The 25,659-nt window shown below is 54.3% G+C and carries 21 protein-coding genes; 8 read left to right on the forward strand and 13 right to left on the reverse strand.

Features of this window, described 5'->3' with window-relative positions:
* Positions 1 to 9: 9 nt before the first annotated feature.
* The gene (locus DB48_RS17220) at positions 10 to 498 is read right to left on the reverse strand and encodes a CreA family protein (RefSeq protein WP_041511434.1); all 489 of its coding nucleotides are present in this window, start codon (positions 496 to 498) and stop codon (positions 10 to 12) included.
* Between the two features lie 49 nt (positions 499 to 547).
* Positions 548 to 1,930, reverse strand: coding sequence for a molecular chaperone (gene yegD / locus DB48_RS17225; protein WP_041511435.1), 1,383 nt, complete (start codon positions 1,928 to 1,930; stop codon positions 548 to 550).
* Positions 1,931 to 2,067: 137 nt separating this feature from the next.
* Here yegD and DB48_RS17230 point away from each other — a divergent pair, with 137 nt between their 5' ends.
* Both DB48_RS17230 and DB48_RS17235 read left to right on the forward strand, forming a co-directional pair.
* A complete protein-coding gene (locus DB48_RS17230) occupies positions 2,068 to 3,594 on the forward strand; it encodes an NfeD family protein (RefSeq protein WP_041511436.1) in 1,527 nt (508 codons plus the stop codon).
* A 9-nt stretch (positions 3,595 to 3,603) separates the two neighbouring features.
* Positions 3,604 to 4,407, forward strand: coding sequence for a slipin family protein (locus tag DB48_RS17235; protein ID WP_041511437.1), 804 nt, complete (start codon positions 3,604 to 3,606; stop codon positions 4,405 to 4,407).
* 38 nt (positions 4,408 to 4,445) lie between these two features.
* On the opposite strand, the gene DB48_RS17240 is transcribed toward DB48_RS17235, so the two are convergent.
* The 4 genes from DB48_RS17240 to trhO form a co-directional block, all read right to left on the reverse strand.
* Positions 4,446 to 5,474 carry a DUF2955 domain-containing protein gene (locus DB48_RS17240; RefSeq protein ID WP_041511438.1) on the reverse strand — a complete coding sequence of 343 codons (1,029 nt, stop codon included), beginning with the start codon at positions 5,472 to 5,474 and terminating at the stop codon, positions 4,446 to 4,448.
* A gap of 9 nt (positions 5,475 to 5,483) precedes the next feature.
* Positions 5,484 to 6,542, reverse strand: coding sequence for an HlyD family secretion protein (locus tag DB48_RS17245; protein ID WP_041511439.1), 1,059 nt, complete (start codon positions 6,540 to 6,542; stop codon positions 5,484 to 5,486).
* Between the two features lie 5 nt (positions 6,543 to 6,547).
* Positions 6,548 to 7,027: a transcriptional regulator SlyA gene (slyA, locus tag DB48_RS17250; RefSeq protein WP_041511440.1), complete on the reverse strand. Its 480-nt coding sequence runs from the start codon at positions 7,025 to 7,027 to the stop codon at positions 6,548 to 6,550.
* A gap of 863 nt (positions 7,028 to 7,890) precedes the next feature.
* Complete coding sequence (gene trhO / locus DB48_RS17255; RefSeq protein WP_041511441.1) at positions 7,891 to 8,871, reverse strand: oxygen-dependent tRNA uridine(34) hydroxylase TrhO; 981 nt, start codon at positions 8,869 to 8,871, stop codon at positions 7,891 to 7,893.
* A gap of 205 nt (positions 8,872 to 9,076) precedes the next feature.
* On the opposite strand from trhO, the gene DB48_RS17260 reads away from it, so the two are divergent.
* The 5 genes from DB48_RS17260 to ilvN all read left to right on the forward strand — a co-directional run bounded on the left by DB48_RS17260 (position 9,077) and on the right by ilvN (position 15,284).
* Positions 9,077 to 9,763 (forward strand): glutathione S-transferase, encoded by a 687-nt coding sequence (locus tag DB48_RS17260; protein ID WP_443018682.1) that lies wholly within the window; start codon positions 9,077 to 9,079, stop codon positions 9,761 to 9,763.
* 530 nt (positions 9,764 to 10,293) lie between these two features.
* Entirely contained in the window at positions 10,294 to 11,166 is an 873-nt protein-coding gene (locus DB48_RS17265) for a class II glutamine amidotransferase (protein ID WP_041511443.1), read from the forward strand.
* Positions 11,167 to 11,412: 246 nt separating this feature from the next.
* On the forward strand, positions 11,413 to 12,636 hold the full coding sequence (locus tag DB48_RS17270) for a multidrug effflux MFS transporter (RefSeq protein ID WP_052813851.1): 1,224 nt from the start codon (positions 11,413 to 11,415) through the stop codon (positions 12,634 to 12,636).
* A gap of 432 nt (positions 12,637 to 13,068) precedes the next feature.
* Positions 13,069 to 14,790 (forward strand): acetolactate synthase 3 large subunit, encoded by a 1,722-nt coding sequence (locus DB48_RS17275; protein ID WP_041511444.1) that lies wholly within the window; start codon positions 13,069 to 13,071, stop codon positions 14,788 to 14,790.
* Positions 14,790 to 15,284, forward strand: a complete 495-nt coding sequence (gene ilvN / locus DB48_RS17280) for an acetolactate synthase small subunit (protein WP_041511445.1) — start codon at positions 14,790 to 14,792, stop codon at positions 15,282 to 15,284. The genes DB48_RS17275 and ilvN overlap by 1 nt, the downstream gene beginning before the upstream one ends.
* A 151-nt stretch (positions 15,285 to 15,435) precedes the next feature.
* Here the strand turns inward: ilvN and DB48_RS17285 are convergent, their stop codons facing one another.
* Positions 15,436 to 15,888, reverse strand: a complete 453-nt coding sequence (locus DB48_RS17285) for an excinuclease (protein ID WP_443018683.1) — start codon at positions 15,886 to 15,888, stop codon at positions 15,436 to 15,438.
* A 406-nt stretch (positions 15,889 to 16,294) separates the two neighbouring features.
* Between DB48_RS17285 and DB48_RS17290 the strand changes: the two genes are divergently transcribed.
* The gene (locus tag DB48_RS17290; protein ID WP_041511446.1) at positions 16,295 to 17,215 is read left to right on the forward strand and encodes a LysR family transcriptional regulator; all 921 of its coding nucleotides are present in this window, start codon (positions 16,295 to 16,297) and stop codon (positions 17,213 to 17,215) included.
* A gap of 96 nt (positions 17,216 to 17,311) precedes the next feature.
* On the opposite strand, the gene DB48_RS17295 is transcribed toward DB48_RS17290, so the two are convergent.
* From DB48_RS17295 to hrpA, 6 genes are all read right to left on the reverse strand, one after another.
* Complete coding sequence (locus DB48_RS17295; protein ID WP_041511447.1) at positions 17,312 to 17,899, reverse strand: cytochrome c3 family protein; 588 nt, start codon at positions 17,897 to 17,899, stop codon at positions 17,312 to 17,314.
* A 10-nt stretch (positions 17,900 to 17,909) separates the two neighbouring features.
* Positions 17,910 to 18,389 (reverse strand): nitrate reductase cytochrome c-type subunit, encoded by a 480-nt coding sequence (locus DB48_RS17300; protein ID WP_041511448.1) that lies wholly within the window; start codon positions 18,387 to 18,389, stop codon positions 17,910 to 17,912.
* 11 nt (positions 18,390 to 18,400) lie between these two features.
* Positions 18,401 to 20,890: a nitrate reductase catalytic subunit NapA gene (gene napA / locus DB48_RS17305; RefSeq protein WP_041511605.1), complete on the reverse strand. Its 2,490-nt coding sequence runs from the start codon at positions 20,888 to 20,890 to the stop codon at positions 18,401 to 18,403.
* Positions 20,891 to 20,892: 2 nt separating this feature from the next.
* Positions 20,893 to 21,150, reverse strand: coding sequence for a chaperone NapD (locus DB48_RS17310; RefSeq protein ID WP_041406610.1), 258 nt, complete (start codon positions 21,148 to 21,150; stop codon positions 20,893 to 20,895).
* 39 nt (positions 21,151 to 21,189) lie between these two features.
* Positions 21,190 to 21,348 (reverse strand): periplasmic nitrate reductase, NapE protein, encoded by a 159-nt coding sequence (locus DB48_RS19975; RefSeq protein WP_082035670.1) that lies wholly within the window; start codon positions 21,346 to 21,348, stop codon positions 21,190 to 21,192.
* Positions 21,349 to 21,767: 419 nt separating this feature from the next.
* Positions 21,768 to 25,643: an ATP-dependent RNA helicase HrpA gene (hrpA, locus tag DB48_RS17315; RefSeq protein ID WP_041511449.1), complete on the reverse strand. Its 3,876-nt coding sequence runs from the start codon at positions 25,641 to 25,643 to the stop codon at positions 21,768 to 21,770.
* Between the last annotated feature and the right edge of the window lie 16 nt (positions 25,644 to 25,659).

The raw sequence follows: 25,659 nt of genomic DNA on the forward strand, positions 1-25,659 counted from the left end.
AGATTGTTATTAGTTAGGCGCTTGCGCCGCAGGACTTGCTGCGGGTGCCTGCCAGGCCTGGGTGCCATAGAGCGGCACGGTCGACAGGCTGTGCTTATGGCTGCCATCTGTCTCCTTGGTGGAATAGGAGAGATAAATCAGCGTCTGATTGTCGGCATCATAGATACGTCTCACCTTAAGCGACTTAAATAAGATACTCAGGGAGGCCTTAAACACCACCTCACCGCCGTGACTCTTGTCTATGTTGGCGAGATCCGCTGGCAGAATAGGCCCTGTCTGGCGACAGGCGATGCCCATATCCGACGGGTCGGCAAAATCCAGGTTTGCCTCGATACGGCTGATATGACAGGTCACCCCGGGGATCTTAGGATCTTGTCTAGCTTCGATGATCACATCTTTAGTGGTAAAGACCCCTAGACTCACCTTGCCCACGTCATCGCCGCAGCCTGTAAGCAGGGTCATTGCCGCAACACCCATCATTCCAATCCAAGCTTTCATCTTCACTCCTTTTTGCCTTAACGCCTTAACACTTTCACGGCTTCACGCCTTAGCCAAACACCTTCTGCGCCCAGCGCGTCAGTCCAGCCGTCACACTACCAAAGTGGTCGCCGACCACTATCTCGGTATCAGGATACATCTGCGCAATCTTCTGGTAAATCGCCGGGCTCTTAGCCGTACCACCGGTCACATAGATGATGTCCGCTTGTGACTGGGTTAATTCGCCTTGGGCCTGCGCCATCGCCTCGGCCATCAAGGACTGAATCAGGCTCACAGGCTGGGCGATCGCATCAACGAAACCTTGCTGGTCTACCTCAGCGCTCAACGTCGCATCAACATACTCCAGGCTCGTGTGGGTGGCCGCACTGTCCGACAGGGCAATTTTGGCGCCCTCTGCGCTGCGCACCAAGCGATAGCCGAGCTGGTCGCGCTGCACCTTGAGCAGACGCGACAGCAGATCCGAGCGCTCGGCATCTTTAATCAGATCCTCGAGCATCTTGCGGGTCGTCAGGCTGGCAAAGTCGCGCTGGGCACTGATGTCGTTGACCGCCACCGCGTTCCAAAAGGGCTGACTGGGCACCGGCAGGCCATTAACCATCTGAGAGCCCAGTCCCAAATAGGGCATAAAGGCCTTCATGGCCAGGGCGATATCCAAGTCGTTACCGCCTATGCGTTGCCCGCTGTGGCCGAGAAAATCCGCGCTGCGATCGGCCTTTGCCATATGGGACGGCCCCATCTTCACCACAGAGCAGTCAGTGGTACCGCCGCCCACATCCACCACAAGTACCGTCTTATCCTGGGTCAGGCTGGCCTCGAAATCCATTCCCGCCGCCAGGGGCTCAAACAGGAAACTCACCTCATTGAAACCGGCGCGTCTGGCGGCCAGTGCCAGGATGGCTTCGGCCTGGCGATTGCTCTCCTCACCGCCTATCCCCTGGAAGTTCACCGGGCGGCCGATCACCGCGTGGGTGGCGTAGCCCTTGGCCCCCAGTTGTTTATCCGCTAAGGCCTTGATATGCATCATCATCAGGGTAACGATATCTTCGAACAGGGCTATTTGATCCGCTCGCAAACCAGTCGCGCCGAGGAAAGATTTGGGCGAGCGAACATAGAAACCCTCTTCCGGCATCTCCAGATAGTGCTGCACCGCCTGCTCGCCGACGAATACCGCCTGTTCATCGCTGTCCAGATCCAGTGCCTGACGGGCATGACGGGCACGGCTTAGCTGGGCCGAGCGCAGCTTGCCATACTCGGCCTTTAAGTCGCTATGTAGCTGTTGATAGACGGCCTCGGCGATAAGCTCTCGATCGAAGGCATACAGGGTCGATACCAAGTAGTGAGAATCTCCCGCGAGAGGCAAGAGGCGTACCTTGTCCCCTTCCATAATGCCGACGGCGCAGTTGGCGCTGCCATAATCGAATCCAACAAACATGCTAAGCGCTCCCGCCCATGAAAAAAGCCGAGAAAAATAACACACTCAGCATAAAAGACAAGCCGCCAAATCAAATATCACCAAGAATTATCGCCAATGGGAAATCGTCTAAACTTAAAGGGATATTGGGAGTCGTTATGCAGTATTTAAACTTGCGTCTACTAAGTTTTATCCCCCTGCTCTTGCTGATCCTGCTGAGCCTGGGAACGGCTGCGTCTAAGGCAGAAACTGCCGCAGAGCAAAATGACGCGCCCGCTACGGAAATTACGCCTGAGGCGATCCCCCTGCTGCAATTTAGCGGCGCCATAGGCCCGGCCATAGGCGAGTATCTCAGCAACGAAATTGACCAGGCCAACCGTCTGCCAAGAGACCAGAGACCGCCGCTGATCATGATAGTATTAGACACCCCGGGGGGGCTGGTCACCAGTCTGAGAAGTATCAATCAGGCGATCCTTGCATCCGAGATCCCTATCGCCTGTCTGGTGGCGCCGCCGGGTGCCAGGGCGATGAGCGCCGGCACCTACATGCTCTACGCCTGCCATATCGCCGCCATGGCACCGGCCACCACACTTGGCGCCGCCACACCCGTGCAGCTGGGTATGCCCTCCTCGCCTCAAGACTCTGGCCCAGATTCAGGTTCAGGGTCAGGCTCAGGTGCTAAGGAGCGCGGCTCATCAGAAAAAGCCAGCCAAAAGCAAGGCGCGCAAGAGGATGACACCGGCGAGTCCACGCCACAGGCAACCCCCAGAGACAACCAAGATGCCATGGCCCAAAAGGTGCTCAACGATGCCGTGGCCTATATTCGCTCACTCGCGAAACTCAGAAACCGCAACGTCGAGTTTGCCGAGAAAGCCGTCATCGACGCCGCCACCCTCACCTCAGATGAGGCGCTCGCCCAGAATGTGATAGAGCTGATCGCCGCCGATCCCGAAGAACTCGTGGCGAAACTCGACGGCTTTAACCTGGTGATAGACGGCGAGACTCAATCCCTGTCGCTGGCCGGCGCCAAATTAGTGCCCCACCAGCAGAGCTGGCGCAACCGTGTCATAGCGACCATTACCGATCCCAACATCGCCTATATCCTGATGCTAATCGGCATCTATGGCCTGCTGCTGGAGTTTTACAGCCCGGGCATAGGCGTTGCTGGCGTCACCGGCGGTATCGCCCTCTTAGTCGCCCTCTATGCCTTTCAGCTGCTGCCGGTTAACTATGCCGGACTCGGGCTCATCCTGCTGGGCATAGCGCTTATCATTGCCGAGTCCATGGTGCCCAGCTTCGGTATTCTGGGCCTTGGCGGCATCGCGGCCTTCGCCCTGGGCTCACTGTTTCTTATCGATGCACAGGCAAGCGATCTCGCCATCTCGCTGCCGCTCATCGCTGCGGTGACCGTCACCGCCTCGGGCTTCTCCCTCTGGGTTCTCTCCAGCCTGTGGAAGGCCCGCAAGGCCGCTAACGTCAGCGGTGACGATCTGCTCATCGGCGCCAGTGCCCGGGTCGTCAAGGGCTTTGAGAAGTACGGCCTGGTTACCCTGGGCGGCGAATGTTGGCAGGCCAGATCCGACACCCAGACCCAGACCGGAGATACGGTGCGGGTGCTTGGGCGCGACAAGCTCACCCTGATCGTCACACCAAAGGCGACCCAGCCCGATTCAGACAATCCTTAGGAGGTAACCATGGAAGCCTTAGCCTACAATACCCAGCTCTTCTTCGTCGCCCTTATCTTCCTGCTGGTGTCACTGCTGATCAGCACCTTCAAGATATTGCGCGAATATGAGCGCGGGGTGATCTTCATGTTGGGACGCTTCTACCGGGTCAAGGGCCCTGGCCTCATCATAGTGATCCCCCTGATACAACAGATGGTGCGCGTGGATCTGCGCACCGTGGTGATGGATGTGCCGACTCAGGATGTGATCAGTCGCGACAACGTCTCGGTACAGGTCAATGCGGTGATCTACTTTCGGGTGATCGATGCCCAGAAGGCGATCATCAACGTGGAAGATTATCTGCAGGCCACTTCGCAGCTGGCGCAGACCACATTGCGCTCTGTGCTGGGGCAACATGAGCTCGATGAGATGCTGGCCAATCGAGACATGCTCAACACCGACATTCAGTCTATCCTAGATAGCCGCACCGACGGCTGGGGGATCAAGGTCTCTAATGTCGAGATAAAACATGTGGATCTCAACGAGACCATGGTGCGCGCCATCGCCAAACAAGCCGAAGCCGAGCGGATCAGACGCGCTAAGGTGATCCATGCCTCGGGGGAAATGGAAGCCTCAACCAAGCTAGTGGAAGCGGCGCAGAACCTGAAAAAATCCCCCAACGCCATCTTACTGCGTTACCTGCAGACCCTCACGGAGATCGCCGGCGAGAAGAACTCGACCATCCTCTTCCCGCTGCCGATGGATCTGCTCAAAGGGGTACTCGGCCGGGCTAGCGAACAGGAGCAGTCATCGGCTAAGAAAGCCGAAGATTAATGGCCGAAGACAAGTGGCCGAGAATTAATGGCCGAGGATTAATGGCCGAACCGGGTCGCCTCGAATCGGTTAAGCAGCAGGTGCACCAGATAACAGGCCATCAGGGTCAAGACGATGGCGCCTAAGATACTCGAGGCGCGATAGAAGCTGCTATAGATCAGATCGTTATTCGGTGTCAAATTTTGCCCATAGAGGGTGCCCAAGGTGGTCATGGCGCCAAATCCGACACCGGAACCCATCGCCTCGGTCACGTGAGCCTGACTAAACAACAGAGTCACCAACCAGAACAGCGGCAGCAAGAGCACCAGCTCATGGGCCCAGGTATAGAGCAGCAACTGCATCAAGACACCACAACTCACCCCCAGCACAGTCCCAATGGCGCGGCGTCTGGCATACCCCAGGGCGCCGTTCCAGTGCATGGGAAAGAGCAGCAACAGGGTCGTCGCCTGAGCCGCCAGAGAATCACGCAGATCAAACACCTGAAACACCACAAAGGAGATGGTGGCGATGGTTGCGCCCATCAGCGCCTCGTGACGCATGCGATGGGGCGCCTTAGGCATGGCAGCCATAGGCGCCCGTGCATCGACGTCGGGAAACAGATACATCATCAGGTAGGCGATCAAAATCGAAAACGCACAGCCCATAAAGTTATTGTTTGCCAGCTCAACCACATCCGTATCCGGATAACTGGCAAAATGCAGCATGATACTCAGGCTGATCACCCCAGTGGCGCCGAACAGAAACAGGCTGCCGCGTGACATGCAGGCGAAACGATAGAGAAACAGTAAGAAGGCCACCATGGCCATCAACAAGGGGTAAGACTCCAGATACTCGGCCAGCAGCGCCACCTCCAAGATGGCGATGACAGAGGAGGCCATTACCTGACGTACCACATGCATCGACATCTTGGGCAGAATGCCAAGTAACAACATGGGCAGCACGGTAAAGAAGACCCCGTAGTTGAACTCCAGCACCTTACAGCTAAGAAAGCCCAGGGTGGCACCGGTGGCAATACGCAAACACTGGCGCAGGTCGTTACGGCTAAGCGCGTGATGACGAACTAACACAAGGCGCCCCTAGTAGATGTAGTGCAGCAGGCTGATGAACTTGATCTGGATCTTCGCCAGCAACTCATAAACAGCATTGTTAGACTGTAGCTGCACGGTGGCCTTAGCCCCTGCCGGCAGGGTGATTTGCACATCGGGCGCTAACTCGAGGTGGAGACGAAAACGCTGGGCATCACGCACCCAACGATTTGACTGGGCTGGCGTGGCCAGACGCCCGTTGGCATCGAACTGGGCCTGACTCACACCGGCATCGACACTGCTTACGCTGGCGCTGAACAGCTCACCGGGACGACCATCGAAGGCCACCAGTGCGGTGGCCCCTGGGGTGATATGACGCAGGTTCTTCTCGCGAAAGTCGGCAATCACATCGACATTGTCCAGCAGCAGCGCCATGACAGGTGTCGACTGATTAACCATGTTGCCCGAGGCCAGCTGCACATTGGTCACCACACCGTCATGCTGCGCACGGATCTGGGTATAGCTCAGCGCCAGTCTCGCCTGAGACAGACGGTTCTTGGCCTGACGCAACTTGAGATTGTCTTCACCTGGCAGGCCTCTGAGTGTTTGCACCTTGGTAAGCTGTGCCTTGGCGGCCAAGAGCTGAGAGCGGCTTGCCTTCACCTCTGTCTGCGCCTGATCGATCATCTGCTGAGACACACTCTGGTTAGCATAGAGGGACTGAATACGCTTAGCCTCTCGCTGCTTAAGCGCATAGGCAATCTCCTTGGCATTCACCTCCGCACTGGCGGCGGCAATGGCCGCATCCAACTCGGCGTTATTTTGTCTCGCCTGCTCCAGGGCCAGCTCGGCCTGTTCCTGGGCCAGCAGAAAGGGGGTGGCATCCAGACTAAACAGCAGATCGCCTTGCTTCACCTTCTGGTTGTTGCTGACCTCTACCGACACGACCCGGCCACTCACCTGAGGGGCAACCTGGGTAATGGTGCGGGTCGCCATCGCCTGGGTGGTCAGGGGCATCTTAAGATCGGCCACCAGGAAATAACCAAACAACAGGATGAAGCCAATACTGGCAAACTTAACTAAACGGGCAAATTGCTGATCCGGTGTCATGCTGACTACTTTTCCTCTTTATCTGTGGCTGTTGGATGTAACTTATTGAAGGCGTTATCTGTGATGCGATTGAGTACCGACTCGAACACCTTTAACTCTTCGGCGCCGATTCCGGCATAGAGCTCGGCGCGCAGGTCGATAATGCGCTGTCGAATGAAGGCCAGCATTTCCTGTCCGGACTGAGTGAGCGACACGCGTCTCACCCGCTTGTCATGCTCGCAGCTATGACGCTCGACAAGGGACTGCTGCTCCAACTGGCTCAGGGTGCGCATCAGGGAGGCAAGCTCTATCTCAAGCGCCTCGGCCAGCGCCTTCTGGCTGGATTCCTGCCCCATGCGATAGAGTTTCCAAAGCACGACCCAACGGCTATGGGTCAGACCTAGGGGCGCAAGCTCTGCATCGGCGACCATGCGCCATAAACGCGCCAGCCTGGCCACACGCTCCGCGTTGGATGACTCGGCCCTGTCTCGATTTTCCTCTGTCATCTTGCCCCTCCTCGTTAGGCTTGTGATATCTGGCACATTACTTAGCAAGCTAAGCATTATATTTATTTAGCAGGCTAAGTAAATGACAAGATGAAAATAAATTACATTTGGGGGGGCGGAGCCTTAGCCCCCTCACCCCTTTAAGGCGCTTAGAAATAACAACTTAGATGGGCATTGGCCGAAGCCTAATAAGAGAGAGGTGGGATCAGCAAGCGGGCAAGCAGTTAGGCGGCGAAGCAAAAAAGTGAAATAGTCGTCAGTCAGCTTATAACCAGTTGCAAATTGGCGAGACAAGTCTATTGGATGCGATATTTTGTCGAATGGTAAAGAGGCTAATAGCCGACGAGCTCGCCGAGCTCTAGCAGACAAGCAGACAAAGACTCGCTTTCACAAAGTAGGGCTGGCTCAGAGCTCAAGCCTTAGAGCTCAGAGCTTAGAGCTTAGGGCTTAGGGCTTAGAGCTCAGGACTTAGAGCTTAGGGCGCAAATGACATGGCGGAAAATAAACCGCACGACTCGCTATGGGCCAATAAAATTAACTAGCGAGTAAAAAGCGGCCAATAAAAAAGCGAGCATTGCATAACACAACACTCGCCTTTGCTTCTTACTCTGAATACATTGGCTCAGACTCTCTAAAAACTGAAAGGCTATCTACATCTTCACCAATACTGCTCATCAAGCAGACAGGTCGCCCGATGCAACTCATCTCTAGCAGCCCTTTAAGTATAGAAGCTGTTCGCCATTAATCACAAATATTCGCGCACAAATATTTACGGGCATTATATTCACGGGCGCTGTATTCACGGGCATTGTCGTGCCGATCTTAACTCAGGTTCAGTGCTCGTCGCGCAGCGGCGCTGACTATTAGCCTTCCGGCTGCTGACGCTGTTTGCGCTCAACCTTGTGCTGACGGCGCTGCTCGATCACCTGCTTCACGTCGCTGCCGATATGGCTCTCGCCGCGCGACTTGGCGAGTTGCACCTGACGCTCACGCTCGACGAAACGCTTACGCTGCTTATCGGATAGCTTGTCGATGCAATGCGGGCAACTCACCCCCTGCACATAATGCTCGCTCTGCTTATCTTCCTCTGTGATCGGCAGACGGCAGGCATTACACTGATCGTACTGGCCCTTCTCCAGCTGATGGTTGACCGCTACACGATTGTCGAACACGAAACATTCGCCTTCCCAGAGACTCTCCTCGGGCTGCACCTCTTCCAGATACTTGAGTACGCCACCCTCAAGGTGATAGACCTCATCGAACCCCTGCTCTTTCAGGTAGGCCGTTGATTTCTCACAGCGGATGCCGCCAGTACAGAACATGGCCACCTTCTTATGCTGCTTAGGGTCCAGATTCTGCTTCACGTATTCGGGAAACTCTCTGAAGGTTGCTGTCTTAGGATCGACCGCATTCTTGAAGGTGCCTATGTTGACTTCATAGTCGTTGCGGGTGTCGATAAGCAACACCTCGGGATCTGAGATCAACTTGTTCCAGTCCTTAGGCTTAACATAGGTGCCGACTACCTTACGGGGATCTATGCCTTCGACCCCCATGGTAACTATCTCTTTCTTCAGCTTCACTTTCGTGCGATAGAAAGGCATCTCATCATCGAAGGAGAGTTTATGGACTATGTTATCCAGCCCTGGTTGGCCATCTAACCAGGCCAGTAGACTGTCGATACCCGCCTGGCTACCGGCGACCGTGCCGTTGATCCCTTCGCTGGCCAGCAACAAGGTGCCCTTAATCCCTAAGGCTTCCATCTGCTTAAGCAAAGGCTGCTGCAGGGCTTCAAAATCCGGCAGAGAGACAAACTTATATAACGCACACACTACAAACTGAGACATATCAACCTCTTAACTGCTCGCTGAGGCTTAATCCCCAGTGCATGAATAGACGCTCTCACACTTAAAGGGTTAGCCAAAGTGACCCAGAGCGCAAAATGGAGGCGAATTCTACCTAAATCACACTTAAACAAACAGGCAGAAAAAGTAAGGGTATTTTCAGCCAAAGAGTGTAATAGCAAACAGACTTGCGATTTAGGGCAAAGCCATGAAGAATAGCGCCAGCAATCAAGGAGACCCCATGGCCTACCCCATTTTATATTCGTTTCGTCGCTGTCCCTACGCCATGCGAGCCCGCCTGGGCCTCTATCTGGCCGGGCAAGAGGTGGAATTAAGAGAGATAGTACTCAAACATAAGCCTGAGCCTATGTTAGCGGCCAGCCCCAAGGGCACAGTACCTGTATTGATCTTAGAAGATGGCCGGGTAGTCGACGAAAGCCTGGCCATCATGCAATGGGCGCTCGCCAAGCAGGGAAAAGACCCCCTACTTCTCACCCATGAGCCAGGCCTGCAACAAGCCGCCATGGCGCTGATCGATGCAAACGATAATGGCTTTAAGCCCTGGCTGGACAAGTATAAATACGCCGATCGCCACCCAGAGCAGAGCCAAGAAGATTATCGCGCCCAGGGTGAGCGATTCATTGCCCTGTTAGAAGCCAGGCTGAGCGAACATGACCAGCTCGTGTCAGACGCTGCTAGCATAGCTGACTATGCCATCTTCCCCTTCGTGCGCCAGTTTGCCCATGTCGATAATCACTGGTGGCAACAGGCTCCCTACCCAAAGGTGCGCGCCTGGTTAAACGCTCATCTACAAAGCACAGCCTTTAACGCGGTCATGAAAAAATATCCCACCTGGCTAGACAGTGGTGAGAGCTTCTCCCTGCTCCAGCAATAACCGACAAAAAAAGGCGCCCTTCGGCGCCTTTACTCATCTATAAATCAGCTTCAACCTAAGTCGATTACATGAGTTCCTATATCAGTTCTTGTATAAGTTCTTGTATAAGTTCTTGTATAAGTTGCTTAGATAAGCTGCTGTCATTGCTGTGCACTATCACTGCAATGACAGCTGATACACGCTGGTGCTGGTGCTCACCTCATTGCCTATGATCAGCAGCGGCTTGCCGGTCGGGCTGTCAGCTCCATTATCGTCCCGATTGTCTTCCTACCAATGCTATTGCCGTTTTCTTCATGTTGTTTTTCATTCGCGAATCTTGCCCTGAGTACGCCCAAGTAGGCTCCTCCCAAGGGAGGACAAACAGGCTATAAATGGCGCCAAGCTAAGGCGGGGATAAGACGAATGTATGACGTCAAGATAACAGTTTAACGACAGACAGATAGAAAATTTGGCTCTGGTGTAAATTTATCTTTGTCACTTGCATGATTCGCGCTAAATTTTGACTCGGTATGATTTCGGATAAAGAGTCCATGTGCAGATTTTTAACCTATAGCGGCCCGAAGGCCTTGATGTCTCCCCTGATCTTTCAGGCCTCCAACTCCCTGGTGATGCAGAGCAAATATGCTCAGAAGCGTAAGGTGCCCACCAACGCCGATGGCTTTGGCCTGGGCTGGTATCCCACCCAGAATGACCCCATCCCGGCGACGTTTGTGAATGTGGACCCCGCCTGGAGTAATCGCAACCTCAAGATGATTGCCGAGAAGGTGGAGACGCAACACTACTTTGCCCACGTGCGCGATGCCTCCAAGGGGATGCCGGTTAGTCAGGCCAACTGCCACCCCTTCTCTTGCATGCATTACCTGTGGATGCACAACGGCCGCCTGGATCAGTTCGATAAGTTTCGTCGTCAACTGCTCAATCAGCTCTCGGATCGCGCCTTTAGCCTTATCAAGGGCAACACAGATTCGGAATATGCCTTCGCGCTCTTCATGGATAAGCTGGGATTTGCCGAGCAGGCCAGTCTGAGTCAGCTGGAACAGGCGATGGAGGCGACCATAGCCACTATCATGACCCTGCGTAAGGCTGCCGGCGCAGATACCAACGCCTTCATCAACTTTGCGGTCACCGACGGCAGGCACACGGTCGTGACCCGCTTCGCTACCCTCGAAGGGGTCAAACCCGCCTCGCTCTTCTTTGGCCGGGGAGAAATCCGCCTTTGCCAAGAGGGTATCGACTTTGTGCCCCATGATAATGACGATGCCTGTATCATCATCTGCTCTGAGCCCCCCACAGATGAGAGCGATCACTGGGTCAAGGTCGAGCGCAATCACATGGTCAGCGCTGTCGCTAACGAGCAGGTCAGTCAGCGTCGGATGGATTTACCCTTTCAGGCCGACATCTGAGCCGATATCTAAGCCAACATCTAAACCGCGCTATAAGCTGAGCTTTTAGCCAATCAGGCGATCAACACCGCCAATGCCTGCAGCAAGGTTTTGTTACAAATCGCCAGCTCAGCCAGAGGCCAAAGCACAATAAAGCATTGGCCTTTGTCCCGTGAGATCCCGTACAATCGATCTTCTCCCAGATAACATCCCCATCACCTGTTATCACCCCCACAAATTGTCTTAAATCGGTCACAAGAGGTATGAGTGAACAAAGCGTCGATCCCGTCATCTGAGCCTATCCAACCCCAGGGCATCCCTAATCTCGCCCTGTTGATCCCCATGTTATCGGCCATAGTGGCCATCACGCCGCTAGCGATAGACATGTACCTGCCGGCCATGTCTACCCTGGCCAGCAGCTTTCATTCCAGTGTCACCACAGTGCAGCAATCTTTGAGTCTCTATCTGGCCGGCTATGCCATGGGTATGCTTACCTTCGGCCCCATTGCCGACCGCATCGGCCGCCGTCCCTTAGTGCTGCTCGGCTTAACCGGCTTTGGCTTGATCAGTCTGGCACTGGCCTTCGTCACCAGCGTCGAGGTGTTCCTGGGCCTGAGATTCATTCAGGCGTTTATCGGCGCCGCCGCCACGGTAGTGGTCCCCGGCTACATCAAAGAGGTCTATGGCAAGAATACCGCCAAGGGGATGTCTTATGTCAGCCTGATCATGATGCTGGCACCGCTTATTGCGCCCACCATGGGCAGTCTGATCCTCGAGCTGGGTGATTGGCACCTGATCTTCTTCATTTTGGCCTTCTATGCCAGCTTGCTGCTGGTTCTAGTACTGACCAAGCTGCGGATGCCCAGCGATACTCATTCGGGCGCTCGTAGCCAGCGCTCCTTCTTCGGCGCCTATGCGGTGGTTTTTACCAAGCCAGGGGTCAAGCTGCATATCGCCAGCGGCGTGATGACCTCGTTTGCGTTTTTCTGCTACCTCACCGCCTCGCCATTTGTCTATATGGAGGTGTTTGGGCTGGATAAGAGCCTGTTTGCCATCCTCTTCAGCACCAATGTCGGTGCCCTGATGCTGGCCAATGTGATCAACAGTCGCATAGTAGTCAAATATGGCTCGCGGCGTATGCTCAAGGTATCGACTCTGCTGGCGACCGTCGCAGGTCTGTGCCTGCTGAGCGTTAACCTGCTCGGCCTCAGCTATCATTTTACCGTCGCGGCGCTTATCCCCTTCATGGGTTTCCTTGGGGTGATGTCGGTCAATGCCGACGCCATAGTGCTGATGAAGTTTCAACAGGAAACCGGCACGGCAACCGCGGTGATCGGCACATTGAGATTTGGCTGTGGCGCCCTGGCCGGGCCGCTGCTGGCGCTCTTCTACACGGGCACCGCCGTGCCCTTCTCGGCGCTGATGCTAGGTGCCGTGCTATTGGTCGGTCTTTGCCAGTTTCTGGCGCATTCCCAGCAAAAATCGTTATAACCAGAAAACTCTGTGTGATCGCCGCCCTCTTCAAGGGCGGCGATCACATAGACTAAAACTCTAAAACTTCCCCTCAGAGCCTAAACCTTTGAACCTAGACCTCTGAGACTCGCCCTCTGAGACTAAAGTCTAATTCGCCCCTCTTGACGCAATCAAGCAGTCCAAAGCCCATCAAACCGTCACTCTATACTGCTTCCAGAGCGAGTCGATGTTGAGTTTTACTCAACTTGGCAAAGATTGCTCATAAAAGGCTTGAATTCATTCATCTATTGAATATGATGAAATTCTGTTCATTGGCAACAGTCACCCCAGGCCGACCGCTTTAGGGTGAAGCGCGAGTCTGGATTACCCTCCAGACTCTATGTTTAGAGCGATTACCGTCGCTGTATCAAGATACTGCATACCGTCGCGGTAACTTAAGAGGGATCACCAATGGAAAAACTTTCCGGCGCCAGCATGATCGTCCGATCATTAATCGATGAAGGCGTTAAACACATTTTCGGCTACCCAGGTGGCTCGGTGCTCGATATTTACGATGCCCTGCACCAAAAATCCGGCATAGAACATATTCTCGTGCGCCACGAACAGGCGGCCGTACACATGGCCGACGGCTATGCCCGCGCCACTGGCAAGGTGGGCGTGGTACTGGTCACCTCGGGCCCAGGCGCGACCAATGCCATTACGGGCATCGCCACCGCCTACATGGACTCCATCCCTTTAGTTGTTCTCTCGGGTCAGGTACCCAGCAACTTAATTGGTAATGATGCCTTCCAGGAATGCGACATGATAGGTATCTCCCGCCCCGTGGTGAAACACAGCTTCCTGGTGACAGACGCCAAGGATATTCCGGCCATCATCAAGAAGGCGTTTTATATCGCCTCCACGGGTCGTCCCGGCCCTGTGGTGGTAGACATTCCCAAGGATTGTCTCAACCCGCAAATATTACACGAATACCAGTATCCAGAGGCGATCAACATGCGCTCTTACAACCCGACCACCTCGGGCCATAAGGGACAGATCCGCCGCGGCCTGCAGGCCCTGCTAAAGGCCAAGAAACCCGTGCTCTATGTGGGCGGCGGCGCGGTGATCTCGGGCGCAGACCAACAAATACTTAAGCTATCGGATAGACTCGGCCTGCCGGTGGTCAGCACCCTCATGGGACTGGGCGCCTTTCCCGGCACCCACGCCAACAGCGTCGGCATGCTCGGCATGCATGGCTGTTATGAGGCCAACATGGCGATGCACAACGCCGACCTTATCTTCGGCATAGGCGTGAGGTTCGACGATCGCACCACTAATAATGTTGAAAAATATTGCCCCAACGCCACCATACTGCATATCGACATCGACCCCTCTTCCATCTCGAAGACGGTCAGGGTGGATATCCCCATCGTCGGCTCGGCCGACAGCGTGCTCGATGATATGCTGGCCCTGTTGGACGATGAGCCATCGATGAAAAACGATGAAGGGGCCATCGACTATTGGTGGAGCGAGATCAACCAATGGCGCAGCCGCAACAGCCTGGCCTATGACAAGAGCAGCGAGCGGATCAAGCCACAGCAGGTGATCGAGACCCTGCACAAGCTAACCCAGGGCGACGCCTATGTGGCCTCTGACGTGGGCCAGCACCAGATGTTTGCCGCCCTCTACTACCCCTTCAACAAGCCAAGACGCTGGATCAACTCAGGCGGCCTGGGCACCATGGGCTTTGGCCTGCCGGCCGCCATGGGGGTAAAGATGGCCAAGCCGGACGAGACGGTTATCTGTGTCACGGGCGATGGCTCGATCCAGATGAATATTCAGGAGCTATCCACCGCCCTGCAATACGATACGCCAGTCAAAATCATCAACTTAAACAACCGTTTCCTCGGTATGGTGAAGCAGTGGCAGGATATGATCTACTCGGGTCGTCACTCCCACTCCTACATGGACTCAGTGCCTAACTTCGCCAAGATCGCCGAGGCCTACGGCCACGTGGGCATGACCATCAGCGACCCAGCCGAGCTGGAAGCCGGACTAGAGAAGGCCCTTGCCATGAAAGACAAGCTGGTCTTTGTCGACATCAGCGTCGATGAGACAGAGCATGTCTACCCAATGCAGATCCGCGGTGGCGGGATGAATGAAATGTGGCTAAGCAAGACGGAGAAAAGCTAATGCGTCGAATTATTTCTGTATTACTCGAAAACCAGCCCGGCGCCCTATCCCGTGTGGTAGGCCTTTTCTCTCAGCGCGGTTATAACATCGAGAGTCTGACCGTGGCGCCCACGGACGATGTCACCCTGTCCAGACTTAACATCACCTTGGTGGCCGACGAGGCGGTGCTGGAGCAGATTGAGAAGCAGCTGCATAAGCTCATCGACATTCTCAAGGTATCTAACATTACCGAGTCGAGCCATATCGAGCGAGAGCTGGCGCTGGTCAAGGTGAAAGCCAAGGGCGCGGGTCGCGAAGAGGTGAAACGCACCGCCGATATCTTCCGCGGTCAGATAGTGGATGTCACCTCCGAGCTCTACACCATTCAGATGGCTGGTACCTCGGACAAGCTCGACGCCTTCATCGCCGCCATCGGCGAGGTGACTAAGGTGATCGAGGTGTCACGCTCCGGCGTCGTCGGCTTATGTCGCGGCGAGAAGGCGATGCGCGCCTGAGTGCTCACGGCTAAACCAGCTAGCGACTAACAACCTAGCCATAAAAAACTAGCGCCTAGACAACTAAGGTACTCGCCTTTAAAAATAGGCACAAAAAACGCCAGCATTTGCTGGCGTTTTTATTGTCTGCCCCCAAATTGGCGGTATTGGCCTAGTTAGCACTCTCGGGCAGCTTGACCACCTCACCTGTGAGCGCAACCCCGGCCATCAGGGCGCCGGCGCCACACTGGAAGGTCTCTTCGCTCGAGGTCAGGTTGTTCTTATAGTTTGACTTGATATTCACCACTGCGTTGCCGCCCTGCTTCACGGCACTGTTTTTAAGTGCGATCATCGCCGACAGAAACACCCATTCACAGGCTTCCTGGTCAGATTTATTAAACGCATTGGTCTTCTTATTGGTCTTCAGCTCACCCAGTTTCTGTAGTGGCTCGCCATAGGCCTGCTCACCAAAGTAGAAGCTGACATCGCTGCCCAGCTTTGACTTGGCCATATCTGAATTCAGCACAGAAGCGATGTTATAGTTGCCGACATCGTCTCTGGCAAAGGCCAGCGGCGAACACAGGGAGATAGAGGTCAAACCTACAAGCAGTATCTTTTTCATCATGACTAATTCCATTGACTCGGCGCGTACACACAGTCACGCCACGCACTGGCTAATACCCATTGCAGTCACTAGGTGATCAAACATAGCGGAGAAAAAACCTTTAACAACAGGCTAGGATGATCGGTTAGCGACTAGAATTGATATCACTAGCGCGTCCATTAACATTACCAGGCCGACAATCCTGTCAGCGTCCAACTTAAATCGCGCGGGCCGCAAGGATGAATAACCCAGGCTAGCACAACGCGAGTCGCCGAGCATACCCAACTCCATGGCCCTAGGTAAATAGGTAAATAGGTAAATAGGTAGATAAACAGATAAATGGGCAAACTTTGAGAATGGGCTACCTAAAAACCTATCGGCTGGCTATCATGGCAGCAGTTAAAGCCATCCCCTAACGGAATTCCCATTGAAAACATTCGACTTTAACCTGCTTCCCCTACTCGAGGTGTTGCTCGAGGAGCAGAGCGTCACCGCCGCCGCAGAGCGCCTGCATCTTAGCCAGTCGGCGGTCAGCAAGCAGCTCAACAAGCTCAGAGAAACCTTCGACGACCAGTTGTTCGAGCGCACAGCACATGGCCTGCGCCCGACGCCCAAGGCCAAACAACTGGGGCCTGAGATCCGTAAGATCTTGAGTCAGGTCTCCTCTCTCACCCGGCCAAGCGACTTCGATCCCTCCAAGAGCCACAGGCGATTTCGCCTCGAGTTAGTCGAGACCGCCTACTCGCTGACCTACCCGCGTTTCATGCCTAAGCTGCTCAAGCAGGCACCTAAGATCACCCTAGACAGCCACACCTGGCACAGCGAGAGCATGGAGCGCCTGCTAAGATGTGACACCGACCTTGGTATCGCCTGCCGCGAATGGGACGAGCGCTCACTGCAGCACGTCAACAACCTCCCCGACGCCCTACGTTTCGTCGAGCTGACCAGGGATCACTCGCTCGCCATGGTGCGCGAAGGTCATCCGCTACTCAACGAAGAATGGAACCTGAGTACCTTCCTCAAGTATCGTCACCTGCAGGTGACCTTCGGCGGGATCTCCCACTGGCTATTAGACGACGTGCTAAAGATAAAGCACCTCAAGCGGGACATCGCCGTTAACCTCACCGACTTCAACAGCGCCATGCAGCTGTGTGAGCAGAGCGACCTTATCCTCTGTTCACCGGCTAAGTACGCCAAAGAGATGATGGGCCAGTTTAAGCTGGTCACCCTGCCGATCCCCACCGAGATGGTGCCCGGCACCTATGTGCTGCTCTGGCACAAACATTTCGATCTCGATCCCAGCCACCGTTGGCTCAGAGAGCAGATCATCGACGCAGTGCAAGCATGACCCCATATACAAATAAAAAAACGCCAGCGAGATGAATGCTGGCGTTTTTACTTGGAGATGGTGTCTTAAGCGCTAATGCCCAACTAGCAGCCTTAACTAGAAGCCTTCGACCCCTTTCATATCAGGTAAGTGGTGAGCAATACCCTTATGACAATCGATACAGGTCTTCTCGCCACTGGCCAATGACGTGGAGTGCATATTGGCCGCACGTGTCGATTGACGAGTAAAGTCCATGTAGTCGAAATTGTGGCAGTTACGACATTCCAGCGAATCGTTGGCCTTCAGTCGTGCCCATTCATGCTCTGCCAATTCGCGACGCTTGGCCTCAAACTTGTCACGAGTATTGATGGTGCCGAATATCTTGCCCCAAACTTCTTTAGAGGCCTGCATCTTACGGGCGATCTTATCTGTCCAGTTATGGGGGACGTGACAATCCGGACAGGTCGCACGCACACCACTACGGTTGGTAAAGTGTATCGTCGACTTAAGTTCCTGATACACGTTATTTTCCATCTCGTGACAGCCGATACAGAAGGCTTCCTGGTTGGTGGCTTCCAGGGCGGTGTTAAATCCCCCCCAGAAGATCACCCCAGCGACGAAGCCACCCAAGGTGAGAAAACCTAAGCTAAAGTGCACGCTGGGTTTTCTTAATACCTGCCAGATCTTTTTCAACTTATCTAACATAGGGCCGCTCCTAGTGCTTAACAGTTTCAGCTTTAATCAGGTGGTCGATATCGATAAATTCATTATCGACCATGGTTTTCGCATCCAGCTGTGGCACATGGCACTGAGTACAGAAATAGCGACGTGGAGACAGATCCGCTAAGAAGTTGTTTTCCCTGTCCATGTAGTGAGTGACACTCACCATAGGTGCCTGTGAATCCCCGACACGCTTGCGAGCGTGGCAAGACATACACTTATTCACCTTAAGGTCTATCTGGTAGCCGTCGATCTTGTGAGGGATAACGGGCGGCTGCATAGGATAGTTACGCACCTGCTTAACGTCTGTGTTACGCACCTTCTGCATCACAGGTGGTGTCGGGTTAGTATTCAATGGCGCCTGCCTAAGGGTGGCAACCTTCTCTTCGGGCACGCTGGCAGCCACGCTGCTAAAGGTCGCGCCGACAGAGAGAGTCACCAGAGTCGCCAAGGTTACAAGTTTCAATGATTTCATGGTGATTCTCCTTATGCCTTAACTACTTTAACTGCGCACTTCTTAAAGTCAGTCTGTTTAGACAAAGGATCCGTCGCATCTAGCGTCACCTTGTTAATCAGCTGGCTGGCATCGAACCAAGGCACAAAGACCAGACCGACAGGCGGCTTGTTACGGCCACGGGTCTCGACACGTGTCTTGATCTCACCGCGGCGAGAAACTACCTTCACCTCGTCGCCACGACGCAGGCCACGTTTCTTGGCGTCATCTGGATGCATGAAGCAGACGGCATCCGGGAAGGCGCGGTACAGCTCAGGTACACGCTGTGTCATAGAACCTGAGTGCCAGTGCTCCAGTACACGACCGGTAGAGAGCCAGAGGTTGAACTCTTCATCTGGCGACTCGGCGGCAGGCTCGTATGGCAGTGCGTAGATAACCGCCTTGCCATCAGGCTTACCGTAGAACTGGAAGCCAGTACCAGGTTTCACATAAGGGTCACTACCTTCGCGGAAGCGCCACTTGGTCTCTTTACCGTTAACCACAGGCCAGCGCAGGCCGTGCACCTCATGGTAGGTATCGAAGTCTGCCAAATCGTGACCATGGCCGCGACCGAAGGCGGCGTACTCTTCAAACAGACCTTTTTGTACATAGTAACCAAAGTGCTTGGCTTCATCGTTCATGTACTTAGGATCGGCCTGCTCGAGCGGGAACTTATCCACGTTACCGTTTTGGTAAAGCACCTGGAACAGTGTCTTGCCCTTGTACTGAGGGTTCGCCGCCAGTACTTCTTTTGGCCAAACTTCATCTGTGGTGAAGCGCTTAGAGAACTCCATCAACTGCCACAGATCCGAGCGAGACTCGCCAGGTGCCTTCACCATCTGGTGCCAGAACTGGGTACGACGCTCGGCGTTACCATAGGCCCCCTCTTTCTCAACCCACATGGCGGTTGGCAGAATAAGGTCGGCAGCCTGAGTGGTTACCGTTGGGTAAGCATCTGATACCACAATGAAGTTTTCAGGGTTACGGTAGCCAGGTAGACCCTCTTCATTAATGTTCGGACCGGCCTGCATGTTGTTGTTCACCTGCACCCAGTAAGCATTGATGTCACCATCTTTGAGGCGACGGTTCTGCTCAACCGCGTGATAACCAGGCTTAGGTGGAATGATGCCATCCGGGATCTTCCAGATCTTCTCGGCAATCTTTCTGTGCTCTGGGTTGTTCACTACCAGGTCTGCCGGTAAGCGATGCGAGAAGGTACCCACTTCACGGGCGGTACCACAAGCCGAAGGCTGACCAGTCAGCGAGAATGGGCTGTTACCCGGAGTCGAAATCTTACCTGTTAGCAGGTGAATGTTATACATCAGGTTGTTACACCACACGCCACGGGTATGTTGGTTGAAGCCCATGGTCCAGAATGATGTCACCTTGGTATTTGGATCGGCATAGAGTTTCGCCAGTTCGATCAGCTTGTCTTCCGGCACGCCAGAAAGCTTGCTGACAGAGGCGACGTCGTAATCGGCAACGAAGGCCTTGAAGGCGTCAAACTCGATTGGGGTAGACTTACCGGCAGTCTTAACGTTCTTGGCTTTCTGCTGCAGCGGATGACTCGGGCGCAGGCCGTAACCTATGTCGGTCTCACCCTTGCGGAAGTTGACGTGCTTGTTAACGAAATCCCAATTTACCGCATCGTTCTGAATGATATAGTTGGCAATGAAGTTTAGGATGGCCAGATCCGTCTGCGGCGTGAAGACGATACCCAGATCGGCAAGGTCAAAGCTTCTGTGGGTGAAGGTAGACAGCACAGACACCTTAACATGAGGCGCGCTCAAACGGCGGTCGGTGACACGGCTCCAGAGGATAGGATGCATCTCGGCCATGTTAGAACCCCAAAGCACGAAGGCATCGGCGTTTTCCATGTCATCGTAACAACCCATAGGCTCATCGATACCGAAGGTACGCATGAAACCACCTACCGCAGACGCCATACAGTGACGGGCGTTAGGGTCGATGTTGTTAGAGCCAAAACCCGCCTTCATCAGCTTAGAGGCGGCATAACCTTCCCAAACGGTCCACTGGCCTGAGCCGAACATACCGATAGCGGTTGGGCCCTTCTTCTTGATGGTGGCTTTCCACTTCTCTGCCATGGTGTCGAAGGCAGTATCCCAGCTTACCGGTGTAAATTCGCCGTGCTTGTCGTATTTACCATTGGTCATACGCAGCATAGGGGTCTGCAGTCTGTCTTTGCCGTACATGATCTTAGACAGGAAGTAACCCTTGATACAGTTAAGACCACGGTTCACTTCACTCTCGGCGTCACCATGGGTGGCCACCACCTTGCCATCGCGGGTGGCAACGATCACCGAACAACCTGTACCGCAGAAACGACAAGGTGCCTTGTTCCACTCAAGTTTAGTCTGCTCTGAACTGGTAATTAGGTTGCTTGCCGTTGCGGGCAAGGCCAAACCAGCCACCGAGGCAGCGGCCATGGCCGCATTTGCCTTCATAAATTCGCGTCGATTCATCTTCATTTTTCAACCTCTTCAAGCACTTCACTCTGGTGATACACCATGGCTGCGGACAGCACGCCCTCAATCTTGTTGATCGCCTCAATATCAGCCATCAGGCCCTTCTGGGTCATGCCTTCCAGCACAACCACCAACTTGACCTCATCGTTAACAGACAACTCTGCGTTTTCCATCTTCATGATTGTCTGTCTGACACTGGACATAAATTCAGGCTTAACCTGAACCACTAAACTGGTGACGTGAAGTTCATTGCTCATTGACATTTTCACTCTTAATAATTGTTCGAATACAGTGGATTAACCTGCACCTGGTGGGCCGGTGAATATCTGGCTAAACCAGATAGCAAAGCCCAAACCAGAAACGAGTAACACTGACAGCAGGGGAGCAAGAAAAACGGTTAGAAACACAAATATTTTTAGCTCTAAACTTTTCTCTTCATTAGATGTGGAACTCATGCATCCTCCAACGGGTCATGCCGGTTTTCATAGCAGATAAAGTTGGTTTATTTCTGGTTGGATTGTGTCAATCAAACATCAAAAACCATACTTTTCTTCCTGTTATTCATGGTATCAATAACTTCTTAACATTCTGTATACCCCTAAATCGGTAAATTCTATGCAGGTTTGATCTGGATCATCCTTTTGTTGCAGATATAACCCAGATCACTTCTCCTACGCAGCAATTTCGATTGAGAAAGCAACAAAATGAATAAATTAGCTATTCATAAACATCTAAAACATAGTCATAAAACGGCGATTTCGTAAGTCAAAGTGTGATCTAAATCGTAAAAATATATCGATGGGGGTAGACGTAGTTTTCGCGGGCATAAAAAAAGCACCCGTTACGGGTGCTTCTTTAGTCTTTATGACAACGCTCAGGCTTCGGCGATGCGATTGAGGATGCGCTTCTCCGAAATCGGATAGGCGGTGCCTAACACCTGGGCGAAACAGGAGACACGGTACTCCTCTATCATCCAGCGCGCCTCCTGCAGTGCCTCGGGCACGGCAGCACTCTTAGGCACCTTGGCCAGTTGCGCCGCTAAGGTCTGCTGCACATTGTTAATGCTGTGCAGGTGCAGGCGGTCACGGTTTGGATCCACAGGCAGTTTGTCTAAACGATTATCTATCGCCTTGATATAACGGATTAAATCCGCCAGCCGCTGCCAGCCGCACTGCTCGACAAAGCCCTTGAATACCAGGTTATCCAGTTGGGTCTGAATATCACTCATGGCAAAGGCGATATCTAGGCTAATCTTGCCCTTGAGGCGCTTCTTCACCTTCTGATACAGGGTCAGGATCTCCTCCACCTGCAAGGCTATCTTGGCCGCCGTAGGGTTAAGATCCTGACGCACGACATCTTTAGCCTGCTCGAACTGCTCGGCGCTGCGTACATCCAGCCCCTTCTCATCGAGCAGCTGCTGCACCGCCGCCGATAAGATATCGTCGATCAGATACTGCACCTGGCCAAAGGGATTGAAATACATAGCCAGTTTTGCCTTGTTGGGCAAGGTGTTTTGCAGATGTTTCACCGGCGATGGCATGTTAAGCAGCAACAGGCGCTGTAAACCCGCCTTGTGGCAACGACCGGCCTCGTGCTCGTCATCGAACAGCTTGATCGCCACGCTCGTCTTGTTGTCCACCAACGCAGGAAACGCCTTCACCTGGAAGTTACCACGCTTCTTCTCATACTGCTTAGGCAGGTCGCCAAAGCTCCACTGAGTCAGCTCGTTCTGCTCTATGCCGCTCTCGGCCACGTTGCGTATTGCCTGGGTCACCTTGCCCTGCAGCTGCGCCTTCAACTGCTCAAGGTCGCGGCCCTGGGCCAGCAACTTGCCCTTATCATCTTCTACCTTGAAGTTGATCAGCAGGTGGGGCGCGAGCTGAGTGAGATCGAAATCATCGGCTGAGATACGCACGCCGCTCATGCGCAGCAGTTGCTTACACATGGCGTCAAGCAGGCTCATCTCACTATTGGTCATTGCCTGCAGACAGGCCCTGGCATAATCGGGCGCTGGCACAAAGTTGCGCCTCAGCGTCTTAGGCAGAGACTTGATCAGCGCGGTGATCTTCTCCTCACGCAGGCCAGGCACCAGCCAGTCGAAACCCTGGGCCTCGATTTGATTCAGCAGCGCAATCGGCAGATGCACAGAGACGCCATCATCCACGTCGGCCGGTTCGAAGTGATAGCTCAGCGGCAGATTAAAGTTGCCCTGATGCCAGCTGTCGGGGAAGTCCAGCGCCGAGACATGATCGTCGCTGCGCTTCATCAGCGCGTCACGCTCGAAATCCAACAGATGAGGCTGACGTTTCTTCTCCTGCTTCCACCAGGTCAATAGCTTAGGCGCGTTGTAGATCCCTTGCGGAATACGGGCATCATAGAAGTCCACCAGCGCCTGCTCGTCTACCAGGATGTCGCGGCGGCGAGACTTGTGCTCCAGCGCCTCGATATCGTCGATAAGCGCGCGGTTGTTGACGAAGAAGGCTTCCTTGGTGCGCAGCTCCCCTTCGGCCAGCGCGCTGCGAATAAAGATCTCCCGGGCCTCGACAGGCTCGATGGGGCCATATTGCACCCGGCGACGATTGACTATGGTCAGGCCGTAGAGCTGCTGATTCTCCAGCGCCAACACACTGCCCTGCTTGGCCTCGAAATGGGGCTCCACATAGCTCTTCTTCACCAGATGACCGCCCAGGGGCTCGACCCATTCCGGCTGGATCTTGGCGCAGCAGCGCGCAAACAGACGCGAGGTCTCGGTCATTTCGGCGGCCATGATCCACTTAGGCCCCTTCTTCGCCAGCGGCGAGCCGGGGAAGACGAAGAACTTACGGTTGCGCGCCCCCAGGTATTCGTTGTCCTTATCCTTGAAGCCGATATGACTCAGCAGACCGGTCAACAAAGATTTGTGCAGCAGCTCATAGTCGGCGGGCTCGCTGTTGAGCTTCCACTTGAGGTCGTGCACCGCATGACGTAACTGGGTATAGAGATCCTGCCATTCACGTACCCGCAAGTAGGCCAAAAACTCCTGCTTACACAGCTTGCGGAACTGGCTGGCAGACAGCGCCTTTTGTTGCTCCTTGACGTGATCCCACAGCTTTACCCAGGCGATAAAGTCAGAGTCCTTATCGCTGAAGCGTCGGTGAGCCTCATCGGCGGCCTGTTTCTTGTCCATAGGACGCTCGCGGGGGTCTTGAATCGATAGACCTGCGGTGATCACCAAGGTTTCATGCAGACAGCCATACTCCTTGGCCTGCACCACCATGCGCGCCAGGCGTGGATCCACCGGGATACTCGCCAGTTGACGCCCCAGAGACGTGAGTTGCAGCTGCCCCTTGTGTTTGCGCACCGACTGCAGCTCTTCGAGCAGCAGGAAGCCGTCGCGAATGTATCTGGCATCGGGCGGCTGAATAAAGGGGAAGCCTTCGATATCGCCAAGTCCGATAGAGAGCATCTGTAATATGACAGACGCCAGGTTGGTCCTTAGGATCTCAGGATCGGTAAACTCGGGGCGACTATTAAAATCGGTCTCATCGTAGAGGCGAATACAGATCCCCGGCGCCACACGGCCACAACGGCCCTGACGCTGGTTGGCACTGGCCTGAGAGATAGGCTCAATCGGCAGGCGCTGCACCTTAGTGCGATAGCTGTAACGACTGATGCGCGCCGTACCCGGATCGATCACATACTTGATGCCAGGGACGGTTAATGAGGTTTCCGCCACGTTGGTAGCCAGCACGATACGCCGGCCGCGATGGCTCTTGAACACCTTGGACTGCTCACCATAGGAAAGGCGGGCATAGAGGGGCAAGATCTCGGTATCGCGGTACTGCTGCCTGTTGAGCTGATCGGCCAGGTCACGGATCTCTCGCTCACCATTGAGGAAGATCAGAATATCCCCCGGCCCTTCGGCCATCAACTCCTCTACCGCACCGAAGATGCCATCGGTGAGATCCAGATCCTCATCCTGTTCGCGAACCAGAGGCCGATAGCGGGTCTCCACCGGATAGGTTCGGCCCGACACCTCTATCACGGGCGCATTATTGAAATGCTTGGAGAATCTCTCCACGTCTATGGTGGCCGAGGTGATGATCACCTTGAGATCCGGGCGGCGCTTGAGCACGCTCTTGAGGTAACCCAGGATAAAGTCGATATTCAGGCTGCGCTCGTGGGCCTCATCGATAATGATGGTGTCGTATTGATCCAGGTATTTGTCCGAGCTCAGCTCCGCCAGCAAGATACCGTCCGTCATCAGCTTGATATAAGAGGTTGGCTTGATGGCATCGGCGAAGCGCACCTTAAAGCCCACCACCTCGCCCAAGGGGCTGTTTAATTCTTCGGCCACGCGGGTCGCCACGCTACGGGCAGCCAGACGTCTTGGTTGGGTATGGCCGATAAGCCCGCGCGTCCCCAGGCCCAGTTCGAGACAGATCTTAGGCAGCTGAGTCGTTTTACCCGATCCCGTCTCGCCCGCCACGATCACCACCTGATTGCCCGCTATCGCCTCGGCGATTTCATCGCGTTTCTGCGATACCGGCAGTGCATCGGGATAGCTAATCTCGGGGCTATTCTGCCTACGCGTCTCGACCTTGGCCGCGGCGGCGATGGCCTGCTCCTCCAGCTCGGCCAGCACAGCTGATTTTTGCTCGCCGTCGGCTTGTTTTTTCAGTCGATGAAGACGGCGCTTGATGCGAGAGGCATCGGCCTGGAAACACTGGTTGAGGAAGGCATGAGACAGCGGGTGACGTGGCGAATTCAAAGGAAAGACCCATATA

Source organism: Shewanella sp. cp20, assembly GCF_000832025.1.
In the GTDB taxonomy this organism is placed as follows: domain Bacteria; phylum Pseudomonadota; class Gammaproteobacteria; order Enterobacterales; family Shewanellaceae; genus Shewanella.

Coding starts and splice junctions, on each gene's coding strand:
- DB48_RS19975 (WP_082035670.1), bottom strand. CDS start 21,348: ATGAGTTCCACATCTAATGAAGAGAAAAGTTTAGAGCTAAAAATATTT.
- DB48_RS17310 (WP_041406610.1), bottom strand. CDS start 21,150: ATGAGCAATGAACTTCACGTCACCAGTTTAGTGGTTCAGGTTAAGCCT.
- DB48_RS17230 (WP_041511436.1), top strand. CDS start 2,068: ATGCAGTATTTAAACTTGCGTCTACTAAGTTTTATCCCCCTGCTCTTG.
- DB48_RS17235 (WP_041511437.1), top strand. CDS start 3,604: ATGGAAGCCTTAGCCTACAATACCCAGCTCTTCTTCGTCGCCCTTATC.
- slyA (WP_041511440.1), bottom strand. CDS start 7,027: ATGACAGAGGAAAATCGAGACAGGGCCGAGTCATCCAACGCGGAGCGT.
- DB48_RS17260 (WP_443018682.1), top strand. CDS start 9,077: ATGAAGAATAGCGCCAGCAATCAAGGAGACCCCATGGCCTACCCCATT.
- DB48_RS17245 (WP_041511439.1), bottom strand. CDS start 6,542: ATGACACCGGATCAGCAATTTGCCCGTTTAGTTAAGTTTGCCAGTATT.
- DB48_RS17300 (WP_041511448.1), bottom strand. CDS start 18,389: ATGAAATCATTGAAACTTGTAACCTTGGCGACTCTGGTGACTCTCTCT.
- napA (WP_041511605.1), bottom strand. CDS start 20,890: ATGAATCGACGCGAATTTATGAAGGCAAATGCGGCCATGGCCGCTGCC.
- DB48_RS17220 (WP_041511434.1), bottom strand. CDS start 498: ATGAAAGCTTGGATTGGAATGATGGGTGTTGCGGCAATGACCCTGCTT.
- trhO (WP_041511441.1), bottom strand. CDS start 8,871: ATGTCTCAGTTTGTAGTGTGTGCGTTATATAAGTTTGTCTCTCTGCCG.
- DB48_RS17275 (WP_041511444.1), top strand. CDS start 13,069: ATGGAAAAACTTTCCGGCGCCAGCATGATCGTCCGATCATTAATCGAT.
- yegD (WP_041511435.1), bottom strand. CDS start 1,930: ATGTTTGTTGGATTCGATTATGGCAGCGCCAACTGCGCCGTCGGCATT.
- ilvN (WP_041511445.1), top strand. CDS start 14,790: ATGCGTCGAATTATTTCTGTATTACTCGAAAACCAGCCCGGCGCCCTA.
- DB48_RS17265 (WP_041511443.1), top strand. CDS start 10,294: ATGTGCAGATTTTTAACCTATAGCGGCCCGAAGGCCTTGATGTCTCCC.
- DB48_RS17295 (WP_041511447.1), bottom strand. CDS start 17,899: ATGTTAGATAAGTTGAAAAAGATCTGGCAGGTATTAAGAAAACCCAGC.
- DB48_RS17285 (WP_443018683.1), bottom strand. CDS start 15,888: ATGATGAAAAAGATACTGCTTGTAGGTTTGACCTCTATCTCCCTGTGT.